The 11,889-nt window shown below is 54.0% G+C and carries 13 protein-coding genes; 7 read left to right on the top strand and 6 right to left on the bottom strand.

The features are described 5' to 3' along the window. Positions 1 to 21 precede the first annotated feature (21 nt). The 5 genes from ACLTXB_RS07455 to ACLTXB_RS07475 form a co-directional block, all read right to left on the bottom strand. Entirely contained in the window at positions 22 to 1,518 is a 1,497-nt protein-coding gene (locus ACLTXB_RS07455) for a tripartite tricarboxylate transporter permease (RefSeq protein ID WP_317335808.1), read from the bottom strand. An 18-nt stretch (positions 1,519 to 1,536) separates the two neighbouring features. Then, complete coding sequence (locus ACLTXB_RS07460) at positions 1,537 to 1,983, bottom strand: tripartite tricarboxylate transporter TctB family protein (RefSeq protein ID WP_290528818.1); 447 nt, start codon at positions 1,981 to 1,983, stop codon at positions 1,537 to 1,539. A 69-nt stretch (positions 1,984 to 2,052) separates the two neighbouring features. Beyond that, positions 2,053 to 3,078, bottom strand: coding sequence for a tripartite tricarboxylate transporter substrate binding protein (locus tag ACLTXB_RS07465; RefSeq protein ID WP_412260219.1), 1,026 nt, complete (start codon positions 3,076 to 3,078; stop codon positions 2,053 to 2,055). Between the two features lie 71 nt (positions 3,079 to 3,149). After that, the gene (locus ACLTXB_RS07470; protein WP_317336439.1) at positions 3,150 to 4,100 is read right to left on the bottom strand and encodes a carbohydrate kinase family protein; all 951 of its coding nucleotides are present in this window, start codon (positions 4,098 to 4,100) and stop codon (positions 3,150 to 3,152) included. A gap of 206 nt (positions 4,101 to 4,306) precedes the next feature. After that, a complete protein-coding gene (locus ACLTXB_RS07475) occupies positions 4,307 to 5,131 on the bottom strand; it encodes a class II fructose-bisphosphate aldolase (protein ID WP_412260222.1) in 825 nt (274 codons plus the stop codon). Between the two features lie 226 nt (positions 5,132 to 5,357). On the opposite strand from ACLTXB_RS07475, the gene ACLTXB_RS07480 reads away from it, so the two are divergent. Together ACLTXB_RS07480 and ACLTXB_RS07485 are read left to right on the top strand one after the other, a co-directional pair. After that, positions 5,358 to 5,651, top strand: coding sequence for a hypothetical protein (locus ACLTXB_RS07480; RefSeq protein WP_317336441.1), 294 nt, complete (start codon positions 5,358 to 5,360; stop codon positions 5,649 to 5,651). A gap of 16 nt (positions 5,652 to 5,667) precedes the next feature. Continuing rightward, on the top strand, positions 5,668 to 5,802 hold the full coding sequence (locus tag ACLTXB_RS07485) for a hypothetical protein (RefSeq protein ID WP_428226548.1): 135 nt from the start codon (positions 5,668 to 5,670) through the stop codon (positions 5,800 to 5,802). A gap of 826 nt (positions 5,803 to 6,628) precedes the next feature. Here ACLTXB_RS07485 and ACLTXB_RS07490 read toward each other — a convergent pair. Then, complete coding sequence (locus tag ACLTXB_RS07490) at positions 6,629 to 7,708, bottom strand: DUF6076 domain-containing protein (protein ID WP_317336442.1); 1,080 nt, start codon at positions 7,706 to 7,708, stop codon at positions 6,629 to 6,631. A 414-nt stretch (positions 7,709 to 8,122) separates the two neighbouring features. On the opposite strand from ACLTXB_RS07490, the gene ACLTXB_RS07495 reads away from it, so the two are divergent. The 5 genes from ACLTXB_RS07495 to ACLTXB_RS07515 all read left to right on the top strand — a co-directional run. Further along, on the top strand, positions 8,123 to 8,503 hold the full coding sequence (locus ACLTXB_RS07495) for a helix-turn-helix domain-containing protein (protein ID WP_317336443.1): 381 nt from the start codon (positions 8,123 to 8,125) through the stop codon (positions 8,501 to 8,503). Between the two features lie 328 nt (positions 8,504 to 8,831). Then, a complete protein-coding gene (locus ACLTXB_RS07500) occupies positions 8,832 to 9,260 on the top strand; it encodes a hypothetical protein (protein WP_317336444.1) in 429 nt (142 codons plus the stop codon). Continuing rightward, positions 9,248 to 11,215, top strand: coding sequence for a MobP3 family relaxase (gene mobP3, locus ACLTXB_RS07505; protein ID WP_412260225.1), 1,968 nt, complete (start codon positions 9,248 to 9,250; stop codon positions 11,213 to 11,215). Before ACLTXB_RS07500 ends, mobP3 begins: the two co-directional genes overlap by 13 nt. Before the next feature lie 175 nt (positions 11,216 to 11,390). Further along, positions 11,391 to 11,564, top strand: a complete 174-nt coding sequence (locus ACLTXB_RS07510) for a helix-turn-helix domain-containing protein (RefSeq protein ID WP_428226549.1) — start codon at positions 11,391 to 11,393, stop codon at positions 11,562 to 11,564. Between the two features lie 128 nt (positions 11,565 to 11,692). Then, positions 11,693 to 11,889 (top strand): hypothetical protein (locus ACLTXB_RS07515; RefSeq protein WP_428226550.1); only part of this gene is annotated, 197 nt, incomplete at its 3' end.

Raw genomic sequence — 11,889 nt, forward strand, 5'->3', positions numbered from 1 at the left:
TTTCCAAAAAAAATGAGCGATTCAGACATTCTTCTCACGTTTTTTACGGAGCAGAGGGCTGACGATGGGCCACAGCAGGGAAATCACAGAAATAATAATGAGCACAAGGGAAATGGGACGCGTAAAGAAGATCGACCAGCTGCCATCCGAAATGGTCAGGGCCCGCTGCAGATTCTTCTCCGCCAGATTACCCAAAATCAGGCCAAGGATAATGGGAGGCATGGGAAAATCGCACTTGATCAGGAAATACGCCACAACGCCGAAAATCATCATCATGAAAATATCCAGGATGTTGTTGTTCAGCGCAAAGGTACCCACAACGCAGAAGACAAACACAATGGGAGTAAGATAGGTATTGGAGACATTTCCAATTTTGGCAAAGCCCCGAATGGCTCCGTAACCCAGCACGCACATGCAGATATTGGCCAGGAAGAGCCCCACGATAATCGTATAAACCGTGCCGGTCTGATCCGTGAACAGCGTGGGCCCCGGAACCACACCCTGCATCATCAGGGCGCTGAGCATGACAGCCGTGCCAGCGTCACCGGGAATGCCAAGCGTCAGCAGGGGAATCAAGGCACCGCCGGAAATTGCGTTGTTGGCCGCTTCAGGAGCAGCAATGCCCTCCGGAACACCCTCTCCGAACTTTTCCGGATGCTTGGACCAGCGCTTTGCCTCGTTATATCCAACCCAGGAAGCAATGTCGCCGCCGGTTCCGGGAATCGCTCCAATTATCGTACCAATGATGCTGGAACGAAGGATGGTGGGAAAGGTCGCCTTAATATCCGACCAGGTGGGCAGAATCCTCTCCAGTTTCGCTTTGGAGGTGGGTTTGCCGTTTCCGCCGCCATCTTCAATATTGCTCAGTCCCTGGGAGAACGCATAGAGGGCAATCAGAGTGGGGACCATGGCGATGCCGCCCATCAGGTAAACAGATCCAAAGGTGAATCGAGCCGACCCTGTCAGGGAATTCATGCCGATCGTCGCCATCATCAAGCCCAGCACAGCGCCAATCAGCCCCTTGATCACATTCTTGGAAGAAATGCTGGTGACCATGCTCAGGCCGAACATTGCCAGAGCGAAATATTCCGCAGCGCCGAATTTCAGGGCGAACTTGCTGAGCAGCGGCGCCGTCCACAGCAGCATCACCGCGCTGAACAGGCCGCCGAATGTGGATGCCATGGTGGAAATACTGATGGCGCGTCCCGGCTGGTGCAGTTTTGTGGCCATGGGATACCCGTCCAATACTGTGGCGGCAGAGTTTGCGGTACCGGGTGTTTTAATCAGAATTGCCGTAATGGATCCGCCATAAATGGCACCGCAGAAAACGCCCAGAAGCATCAGCATACCGGCGTTTCCGTCCAGAGACAGGGTCAGCGGCATCATGATGCTCAGGCCCATGATGGAGGACAGGCCGGGCATGGCGCCCACCAGAATTCCTATCAGGGTGCCGAAGAAGACTACGCCAATGTGATACGGCTGCAACACATATGTCAGTGCGGCCAATAAATTTTCCATCTGTCGTTCCTCCTTTCATTACAGCACACTGCCGCTGGGGAGAGGCAAGTTCAGCAAAATGGCAAACACCACATAGATGAACACCAGCACGCCTACTGTAACACCAATCAGCATGAATGGCCGTCTTTCACCCATCAAGATCATAATAGCGGGAATCATAAAGGCAGAGGCAATCATGAATCCGAAAAAATTCAGTATGACGCAGAATACCAGCATAATGGCGATGCCGGTCAGAACTCGCTTGAGCCCGGGGCCCATCGTAAAGGGCGCTTTTTTCTGGGTGCGGTCTGTAAGGCTCTGGATCAGCAGGAGGACGGCCAACAGGATCATGCAGACCGCCAGAACCTTTGGCCAGGTTCCCGCACCCATGCCCCCGTCTACTGACGGCATTTTCGAAGCACTGAGGAACATGGCAACTGACATGAGAATCAGAACAATAGAGATCCCAATATTATACTTTTTCAAATGTAATTCCTCCTAAAAAAGGGGAGCCCGCACGCATCGAACGCAAGGGCTCCCCCTTTCAAATGGGGCTTAACCGATCAAAGAGGTGTAGTAATCCTGCTGGCTGGCAACAAAGCTCAGCATGTCTTCATTACTCATCTCCTCAACAGGCTGGAAGAAGAAGCCTTCCTGTGTCGCTCTATATGCATCAGAAACAGCAGCGGGAGCAAAGGCCTCCTGCAGGAACGATACGATGGCGGGGTCCGTGTCGGCGCTTACAGCCAGCATGATCCAGCTGTTCACCTGCATGTCGGCCAGTTCCTCATACAGCTCGCCCATGGCGGGGACATCGGGATAGGTGCTCAGGCGCTCATTGGAGGTTACAGCCAGGGGCACAATATTGCCGCCGTCCATCTGCCCCACAGCCGCGCCGGAGGCGGTAATGGCGGCCTGAACTTCGCCGCTTACCACGGCCACGACGCTGTCGGCGGCAGAGTCATAGGCAACCGTCTTCAGATCCAGACCCAGATCCTGCACCAGAGCCAGATAGGCCAGATGGGGCGCGGCGCCGCTTCCGGTATCAGCCACGGTCACTGTGCCGGGATTGGCCTTGGCATATTCCACAAACTCCTCAAAGGTCTGATAAGGGGCATCCTTGCTGACCACAAACAGATAGGGGTCATTCTCAATGCAGGCCAGAGGCGCAAACTGGTCATACGTGATGTCCGTATTCCCCATAACATTGTTGAGCACCAGGTCGCAGTTGAGCACGCCGATTGTATAGCCGTCAGCTGCAGCATTGGTGAACTGCGTAGCACCCACCAGGCCGGAACCGCCCGTCACGTTGGAGACCATGAAATTGGTGGAAATCACGTCGTCAGGAACTGCATCCAGCACGCCACGGACGCACAGATCGGTGGTACCGCCTGCACCGTAAGGCACGACCACGGTAATATCCTTGGTGGGATAATCCAGGGTTGTCGTTTCTTCTGTCTGGTCGCTCTCCGTGCTGGTGTCAGTCTGGGCGGAATCATCGGAGCCGCAGGCCGTCAGCAGGGACAGGGACATGGCGCTTGCCAGCAACATGGCAAACAGCTTTTTGCAAGTGTGTCTCATAATGGTACTCCCTTTCATCATAAAAAGTCGCATTGTGTATCACCAACGTCCATGGAAGGACGACAGCAACCTCAAACATACCGGATCGATAAAGCGGGGCGGCTTTGAATGAATCGCTCCACCGTGTCATAATCAGGCACACCCGTGGTGGCGCCAAAGGCTTGCACCGCGTGGGCAGATGTGGCCGTTGCAAAGCGGACACAGTCCTCCAGCCCCTTTTGGCGGCCCAGTGCAGTGAGGAACCCGGCCACAAAAGCGTCTCCCGCGCCGGTGGTCTCGGCTACCGGAACCTGATAGCATCCGCAATAAAACGCGGTCTTTCCATCTTTGCAGTAACATCCCCTGGTCCCCAGCTTGATGACCACAGTGCCTACGCCTTGTTCCAAGAAATAGTCGGCAATTTTCTGTTCATCGCTGGTTCCGGCGATGCACTCCGCCTGTTCGATGGACGGCAGAAAATAGTCCAGGTAACGGTAACAGGGATGGATAATCTGATCCCACCGGCCTGTCCTGTCCTTTGTCACATCCATGCAGGTGATCACACCCTTTTCCCGCGCTGTCCGCAGCAGCTCTGCGGCACCGTCGCCATCAAACCGCGGAAGGTGGAACGTTCCTCCGATCTGAAGCAGATCCACATGATCCAGCAGGCTCAGATCCACATCGTCCAGGCTGAATTCAGCGCTTGTCCCGGGATACTGCAAAAATTTGCGGTTGCCCGACGGATCAATCAGAATCAGTGACTTTGTCTGCTCAGTGGCGGAAGACCGTTTTACATAGTCCACACAGACGCCGGACTTTCTGGCAATATCAAGCACATAATCCGCCAGAACGTCACATCCGGCCCGGCCCACATAATAGACCTCGTTTCCAAGCTTGGCCAAATCAATGGCGTTGTTGTTGGCATCTCCGCCGCTTCTGATTGCGATTTCCTCCACCTGACTTGCGTCATTGTCAAAAGCAACCGGGCCAACGGGGTGAACCAGCAGGTCCACCATCATCTCTCCTACGCAAAGGACTTTCATGCGGTGCCCTCCATCCTGTGCAAAAGCAATGAATGATTACTAATCACATTTAAATCAAAAAATGAACATTTATTGATCGTTTGAATGTTATCACAGTCATTTCCAGTTGTAAATATGATTATTTAACAGGATTTCAGCTTTACTTTTGTGCATTCCGCAAGAAGCACGGATACAGTCCGCCTGTTTTTTGGACTTTTATGTCCCGCTTATTTGCCCTGAAACAGGCGGATCTTTTTCCGGGCCAGCTCGTACATATTTGTCTTTGCCTGCCGGTACATGCCATAGAAATCACGCTGACCGACCGTAGCTTCCAGACCCTCCATAAATGCCATCCGCAGTTCTGTTGCCACGTTCACCTTCCGAATCCCCAGCTGAATCGCCTTGCGGATCATGTCATCCGGCGTTCCGGAGCCACCGTGCAGCACCAGGGGAGGTGTCCCCAGCGCGCGGCAGGCCGCCAGCCGGTCAAAATCAAGATTCGGCGTTCCCTGGTACATCCCATGCGCATTGCCGATCCCCACAGCCAGGGCGTCACAATCCACAACGGCAATAAACTGCTCTACTTCTTGAAGATCTACCAAATTGACATTTTTATGGGATATTCCATCCTCTACACCGGAAATCGCGCCCAATTCGCACTCCACAGAAACGCCTACGGCATGCGCGCTCCGCACAACCGCCTGACTTTCCCGCACATTCTCTTCAAAAGGATGGTGGGAACCGTCATACATAACAGATGTAAATCCAGCTCTCAGACACAGAACCGTTTGTTCATAACTGACCCCATGATCCAGATGCAGCACCAGGGGAATCTTGGTCTGACTGGCCAGCCGCTTTACAATATCCGCCAGATACCAGAGCTGTCCGGCGTTGATTGCGCCCTGTCCTACCGTGAGAATCAAGGGGCAATTTTCTGCCTCCCCTGCTTCCACGAGGGCTTCCGGCCCTTCCAAATTGTCAATATTGAAGGCGGGGATTGCCGTTCCAGTATCCTCCGCGATCTTCAGAACTTCCTGCAGTGTTGTAAGCAATATGATCTCATCCTTTCGACGAGGCCGCCTGGGTCCCACGTTTTGATTTCTCTCCAAAATTACCACGAAATGATTTAATAATCAATATTTATAATCAAAAAATCATAACTTCTATGTTTTATATGATTTATTAAACGATTTTTTGTGAATATTTGCTTATTACAAGGATTTAAAACCTGTGGTATTCTAATTTAAATCATTTTTCTGAATACTGGGGAGGTGTATGTTGAAAAATTCTCACCTTCCTGTCCTGCTGGACCACGCCAGGGCCTGGCGCGTTTATTTGGGCGGCAGCCGGATTCGTGCTCTGCATGGGAACCCCGGTACGCAGGATGACCATTTCCCGGAGGAGTGGATTGCCTCCACAGTGGAGGCAGCGGGAGCCGGCGCCCAACCGGAGGCCGGCCTCAGTCATTTGCAGGACCAGCCCTCTCTCATTTTCCCTGAGACCTTTACCAGCGGTAGCTACAACGGCATCTCCACTGGACTGAGCAGCGTCATCCAGAATCTAGAATATTAAGTTCAGTAACGGCGACATGACCTTCAACAGCAGCGGTACCACAGCCCGGAACAACTATGTCCACTACTCCTTCCAGGAAGGAATTACCATTGAAGTGTTTCAGAATTTTCCCACTATTGAAAACTCCACCATCTCTGGGCAAGCTTATTGAATACCGTACCAAGCCTTCCTCTGCAACTGGGCTGAGGAAGTGCGGAAGGACCATATCTTCCGCACTATTCTAGTGGAGAATAACCTGGTCCTCTATGCAGGCTACGGAAACTGGTACAATTATGAGTCTGTGCAGAGCCTTCATTCTCTAGGGCGGCCCTTGCGCCCATGACGGGACGGTGGTTGCGCAGAACACCACCTTTGCCACAGGACCTCTCATCATGGTGGATTAGTATACTGAGGAATACAGCCGCATCCTGCGGGGCAACACCTATGTTCGCAACCTAGACAGAGCTGGCATTAATATTGGCGGATGCAGGAGAGCAATTCCCTGGAGGATGGCACCACCCCCCCTTGGGCGATACCGGAGCAGTAGTGATCAGCAGATGACTACATCTTTGCGCTGTTTGTGGAATAAGCAGTGGAAGAACCAGCTATAAGTATGGGGAATAAAACCGTGCTGACTGTTATTGCCCCTGCAAGTATAGAAACTGCGTCAACAGCGGCAAGATGTGAGCTGTCATACATCTTGTGCCTGCTCTGGCACAGGCACCTCTGCGCCCACCGATAACTCCAATTACAGTATAGAGAGACTTGCGCCAGATCCCGCGTTCTAAGTATGTACAACATCTATGAGAATGACGCAATGACCTATCTCAAGCTCGCCATCAGGGGAAGATGACAGCGTAGAATTTTTTAGGTTGTCCGGAGACACATAACAGGCCCTCTGCCGCCTAAGTCAGCAGAGGGCCTAATTCATCTCTTTCCTCTATTTTAGGGAAAAGATTCCCAATTATGGGATTTCCTTGTCCCGGATATTTTCTGCCTTACAGCGCGTCCAGTTGCTGGACATACTCTTCTTTGTCGATCCTGCCTTCCGCAAAGGCGTCCTTCAGCCGCTGAGCGGCGGCGACCTGTCGGTTCCACTGGTCCGTGGAGATGGTCCCCCTCTGCTTGCGCGCCTTCAGTTTATTGTAAATGCGGGAGTATTCCTTCCTGGCTTCACTGCTCTGATTTGCCGCTTTCTCCCGTTCGTGGGCACCGATTATACGACAGGTCTTGCCGTTGCTGCCGGGAATTTCCCGGTCGCAGTACATAGTGTTGTAGCCGCCGACGGTCAAAAACCACCGTCCGCAGTGGGCGCAGCGCCGGGGCAGGTTTCCGGCGGCCATTCCCCTGTAAAGATCCACATAGAGAAAACTGCTCAGCTTCTCAAAGGTCATCCTCTCCGCAATGCAGGGCAGGCCTGTCTCGGAATCCCGGCTGCAGACAAACGTGAGATTGACGGGATGCGCATACTCCAGCGTATCCAGATCAAACATCAGCGGCTCCTCGCCGTATTCCTCCCAATCCTGGATCGCACCGCTTATATCCGTGCAGTAATGGGCAAATGCCTCCGCATATGCTTCCCGCTTGCGGGATGGTAGTTCTTCGAAGTAGTCCTCCAGCATCCAGCCAATGTTCTGCGCAAAGTGCTTCAGTTCCCGCTCCAGCGTCTCCAGCCGGGAGAGCCACTGCCGGAACGCGGTATGACGGTCTGTCCCCGATGTCAGGATCTCGTCCATAGCTTCCGGTGAACTTCGCCAATCCGGGATGACCGCCTGGGCCCGATGCTCATCTCGAATCAGCCGTTCATATACCGGAAGCGTCATCAGTTTCCGCCAAAGAACGCCGATAGCCTCATATGCCATCCCTGCGCTGGACGCATCCCTGGCGGTCAGAAACACCTCCAGCGCTTCCTTCATGCTGGCAACGGATGGCTGGAGCTCCACCATGTCCGGGATCCTGTCCAACGCTTCCGCGGCAAAGAATCCAAGCGGATAAGATCGACCGCCCAGCATACATTCTCTGGAAGTGAACTCTACCGCAAACAGATCGACTGCGTCACCGGTCACACTGTGTAACATACTCATACCTCTGCATACCCGATCGGATTTTTGAAATGTACCTGATATGTTCCGGGGTGATTGCGGATCGCCTCCGGAACATGGTACAATCCTGTTGCACCCGATAGTATATAATATTTTAATCAGGTGCGCAACGGTGAAAGATCCCTGCCGACGAAGCGAAGCGGCCGAGCGCTTGCGCCGATGAAACCGCGGAGCAGTGATGCGTATAGCAGGGAGCTGAAATGTGGTGGAAGGAGGAATGAAGAACGGGAGATACCGCAGCAAAAGGAAAGCCGCCGAAACTGCTGCAACAGTCCGGCGGCGCGCCGCGTTCCGAAAAACGCAGACTCCATCTGCAAACAGTCTAACAGAGAGGCTTCCGGAACGCAAGATGTTGTTCTCTGAATTTTGAAAAGAACACGGAGGTACTCTATGCCAATTCTCGGTGAACGATTCTATCAAATGAGCAATGCCATCTTTTACTATGACCTGAAACCGATCCCACTGGCGGTGTATAGCTACCTGGTCTGCTGCGCCGGACAGAAAGATCTGTGCTGGCCCAGCATCAAGACCATCGCACTGCACTGCAACTGTTCAGAAAACGCTGCACGAGACGCGGTCAAGCAGTTGGTGGATCGCGGATTCATCCGAAAGGTCAAGACTTCACGGTGTGCAAGGAATGGTAAGTGGCTCCAGGGTAACAACCACTACTACATCCTGCCGCTGCCTGCGCTTCCCACTGCGGGGCATCGTGCAGGCAGGAACTCCACCGCAAGAGATGGTGGGGAAGTGTATCAACAAGACGAAGGATAACAAGGATAAGCCCGTGTGCCCCTGTGAGGCCCTGTGTGGAGCGGCTTGGGACCCGGCAGGGTCCCAGCCCCTCCCGGGAATTTCGGACGGATTTGGGCCGGTTTTGAGGCTCTGCGGAGGACGAAAGAAAAAGCTGGATAAAGAGCCAGGGTCACACCCCCAGCTTTCACTTGGCACAACTGCCCGCAGTGCGGGCAGTTACGGGGGGTTCGGCGGCCTCGAAAATGGGGTCAAAAACAGCAGAGAAATGAAATTCTGCGGTCGTTATCCCGCAGCGCTTACGCCCGCAAGAAAAAACCAGGGGTCAACCCGAAGAAAGGAGGCCTTTATGAGCCAAAAAGAAAAATTTGCCCTCTACCTGACGCCTGACATGAAGGCACGGTTGGAGCGGCGCTATACGGAAGACGGCAGCCGCAGTCTCACCGGATTTATCGAGAATGCCATCAACTTCTATCTGGACTATCTCAGTGCCAACAACGCCGGCATGTTCCTGCCAGCCTCGGTGCAGTCCTATCTGGACGGCAGATTGGATCAGCTGGAGAACAGGATGTCGTCCCTGCTCTACAAACAAGCGGTGACACTGGATACGGGCATGAGTGTTCTCGTAGACTGCGTTCATCTGGACGAAGCGTATCTCCGGAAGAAACGTGCGGAGAGTGCCGCTCGCGTGAAGAAGCTCAACGGCCATCTACAGCTGGAGCAGATGGCAAAGCGTGCGCAGGAGCAGCGGGACGGTGATGATGAATGGCAAGACTGATCGTCAAGAGTCCGTATATCAAGTGCGGAGGTAGTCAGGGTGCAGACGGTTACATGAGGTACATTGCGACACGGGAACGGGTGGAGATCATCCCGGATGATCGTCCGCCAACCCGCAAGCAGGAGCAGCTCATTACAAAGCTGACGAAAGACTTCCCGGATGTGAAAGAACTGCTGGAGTACGAGGATTACGTGCAGAAGCCTACAAAGGCCAACGCCTCGTCGCTCATCGCGCTGGCGCTAGAGGAGCACTGGAAGGAGGTGCAGCAGACGGATGGCTACATGAAGTACATCGCAACACGTCCTCGCGCCGAGCGCCTGGGTGACCATGGCTTGTTCAGTGACGCGGAACATGTGGATCTGGGTGAAGCCATGTCAGAGCTGGAGCACTACACCGGAAATGTCTGGATGCACATCCTCTCCCTGCACCGGGAGGACGCAGAGCGTCTCGGTTACAACAACGCACAGGCGTGGCGGGCACTGATCCGTGCGCACCGCAACGACATCGCGGCAGCCATGCACATACCGCCTCAAGACTTCCGGTGGTATGCAGCGTTCCACAATGAAGGTCATCATCCACACGTCCACATGATGGCCTGGTCGGTGAAACCGGGACAGGCCCATCTGGCCCGGGATGGCATCCGCCAGATCAGGTCTCAACTCACCAACGATATCTTCCAACAGGAACTGCTCCATGTCTATGAGCAAAAGTCTGTCTCCCGGGATGAACTGGTTCGTGAAACTCGAAAAGTCATGCTGGAACTGTCCCGGCAGATGCAGGAGACGGTCTGTGAGCACACCCAGGCCGAGCAGATGATCTGGAGGCTGTCCCAGCAGCTGGGTGAGGTTAAAGGAAAGAGATCCTACGGGTACCTTCCAAGGCCCATGAAGCGGCAGGTAGATGAGATCGTGGATCAGCTGGAGCAAATCCCCATTGTCAACGAGTGCTATCAGAAATGGTGGGAGCTTCAGTGTCAGGTGAACGAGTTCTACTCGGGGAAGAAACAGCAGCGTCCGCCACTGTCAAAGCAGAAGGAGTTCCGGGCCATCCGGAATGCGGTTATCCGGGAGGCAGAGAATATCCGCCTGGGCAAAATTACTTTCGAGGATGAGAAGAGGGAAGAGCGAGGTGAGTGGGTGGACAATCTGGAAGTCTCCTATGAGTGCCTGCGGCTGCGGGCCAGGATCGAAGACAACAAGCTGCCGCTGGATCAACGGGATGAGGCGGTGGAGGATTTGGAGCGGCTGGCGGAGTACGGCGACGTCCACGCCCAGTACTTCCTGGGATTGCTGTACCGGGACGGCGGTCTGCTGCTGCCGGACGCGGAACAAGCCGTCTACTGGCTGGAACTGGCGGCAAAGCGAAATCTACCCGAAGCCCAGTACGCACTTGGCAAGCTATATCTCTCTGATGATCCGGAGGTTCATGATACTGATAATGGAATCCAATGGTTGGAGAGAGCGGCTCAAAAAGGGAATGCCGATGCCGCCTATCGTCTGGGCAAGGAATACCTGACGGGCACGTCCGTGCAAAAGAACGCAGTCAAAGCAGCGGAATATCTCCGCCACGCAGCTGACCGGAATCACCCTTGGGCCAGCTACCTGCTGGGAAAGCTGTACCTCACCGGCAACGGCATTCCAAAAGACGAAGAAACAGCCTGGAACTGCTTCCGGATGGCGAATGCGTATGGTCATCCCTATGCTCGGTATGTTCTGGAACGCCAAGAGCAGTGGCAGCGTCCAGAACTGCTGCTGACAGTGTCCCGCCTGCTCTACCACATGAGCAATATCTTCCGGGATAACGCACCTGCTGTGCCTGCACAGCCCAGGCTGCACATTGACCGCAAGCGAATGCAGGAACTCCAGGAGATGCGGATCGCCCTGGGGCATCAGCCTGACGACCATGAAGAAGAGCAAACGCAAACCTGGGGCGGCATGACCATGAAGGGGTGGTAATCGTCCGCAATTTATCTCAGACCCCATTGATTGTAGGGCACCCCCTCCACCAGATGGTGAGGAAGTGTATCAACAAGACGAAGTATAACAAATAAAAACCTCTCCCACGGCAGGAGAGGAGAAAGGATATTCAGTGAAAAAAGAAATATTCAAATCTTACGAAGAGCTGCCGCTGATGCTTTCGGTTCCTGAGATGGCAGCGGCGCTGGGAATTTCCCGTGCCGGAGCTTATGAATTGGCCCGGTCCGAGGGCTTTCCCGCACTGAGGATCGGCACCCGCATCGTGATCCCCAAGGATGAACTCCGGGAATGGATCAGGCGGAATATGGGCAAGCAGGAGACCCAGTAAAAAACGGCGGCACCCGATTTTCCGGGTGCCGCTTTGAATTTGCTAACAAATTGATAACTCTGCCGGGTTGGGATGGCTATTGAGGTCAGGTCATGGTATTGTGTGTCGCTGATAGGAGGCGACTCACGATGCGTGATTATATGAAAGCCCTCTGCTACAGGTTCGAGACAACATCCCGGAGGGCGGAGTATCTGGACAGGAAAATCGAACGGACCTACAGGCAGCTCACCCGTCTGCTGGATGAGCCGGAGCGGAAGCTGCTCCTGAAGATGGCAGATCTGGAAGATGCTCTGCGGGAGGAAGCGTGTCTCAACAGCTTCATCTC

This window comes from Flintibacter sp., assembly GCF_046973065.1.

Excerpts from the sequence above, each read along its gene's own strand:
- ACLTXB_RS07455 (WP_317335808.1), bottom strand. The coding sequence starts at position 1,518 with ATGGAAAATTTATTGGCCGCACTGACATATGTGTTGCAGCCGTATCAC.
- ACLTXB_RS07465 (WP_412260219.1), bottom strand. The coding sequence starts at position 3,078 with ATGAGACACACTTGCAAAAAGCTGTTTGCCATGTTGCTGGCAAGCGCC.
- ACLTXB_RS07470 (WP_317336439.1), bottom strand. The coding sequence starts at position 4,100 with ATGAAAGTCCTTTGCGTAGGAGAGATGATGGTGGACCTGCTGGTTCAC.
- ACLTXB_RS07485 (WP_428226548.1), top strand. The coding sequence starts at position 5,668 with ATGACCTTCAACAGCAGCGGTACCACAGCCCGGAACAACTATGTCCAC.
- ACLTXB_RS07490 (WP_317336442.1), bottom strand. The coding sequence starts at position 7,708 with ATGTTACACAGTGTGACCGGTGACGCAGTCGATCTGTTTGCGGTAGAG.
- ACLTXB_RS07495 (WP_317336443.1), top strand. The coding sequence starts at position 8,123 with ATGCCAATTCTCGGTGAACGATTCTATCAAATGAGCAATGCCATCTTT.
- ACLTXB_RS07500 (WP_317336444.1), top strand. The coding sequence starts at position 8,832 with ATGAGCCAAAAAGAAAAATTTGCCCTCTACCTGACGCCTGACATGAAG.
- mobP3 (WP_412260225.1), top strand. The coding sequence starts at position 9,248 with ATGGCAAGACTGATCGTCAAGAGTCCGTATATCAAGTGCGGAGGTAGT.
- ACLTXB_RS07510 (WP_428226549.1), top strand. The coding sequence starts at position 11,391 with ATGCTTTCGGTTCCTGAGATGGCAGCGGCGCTGGGAATTTCCCGTGCC.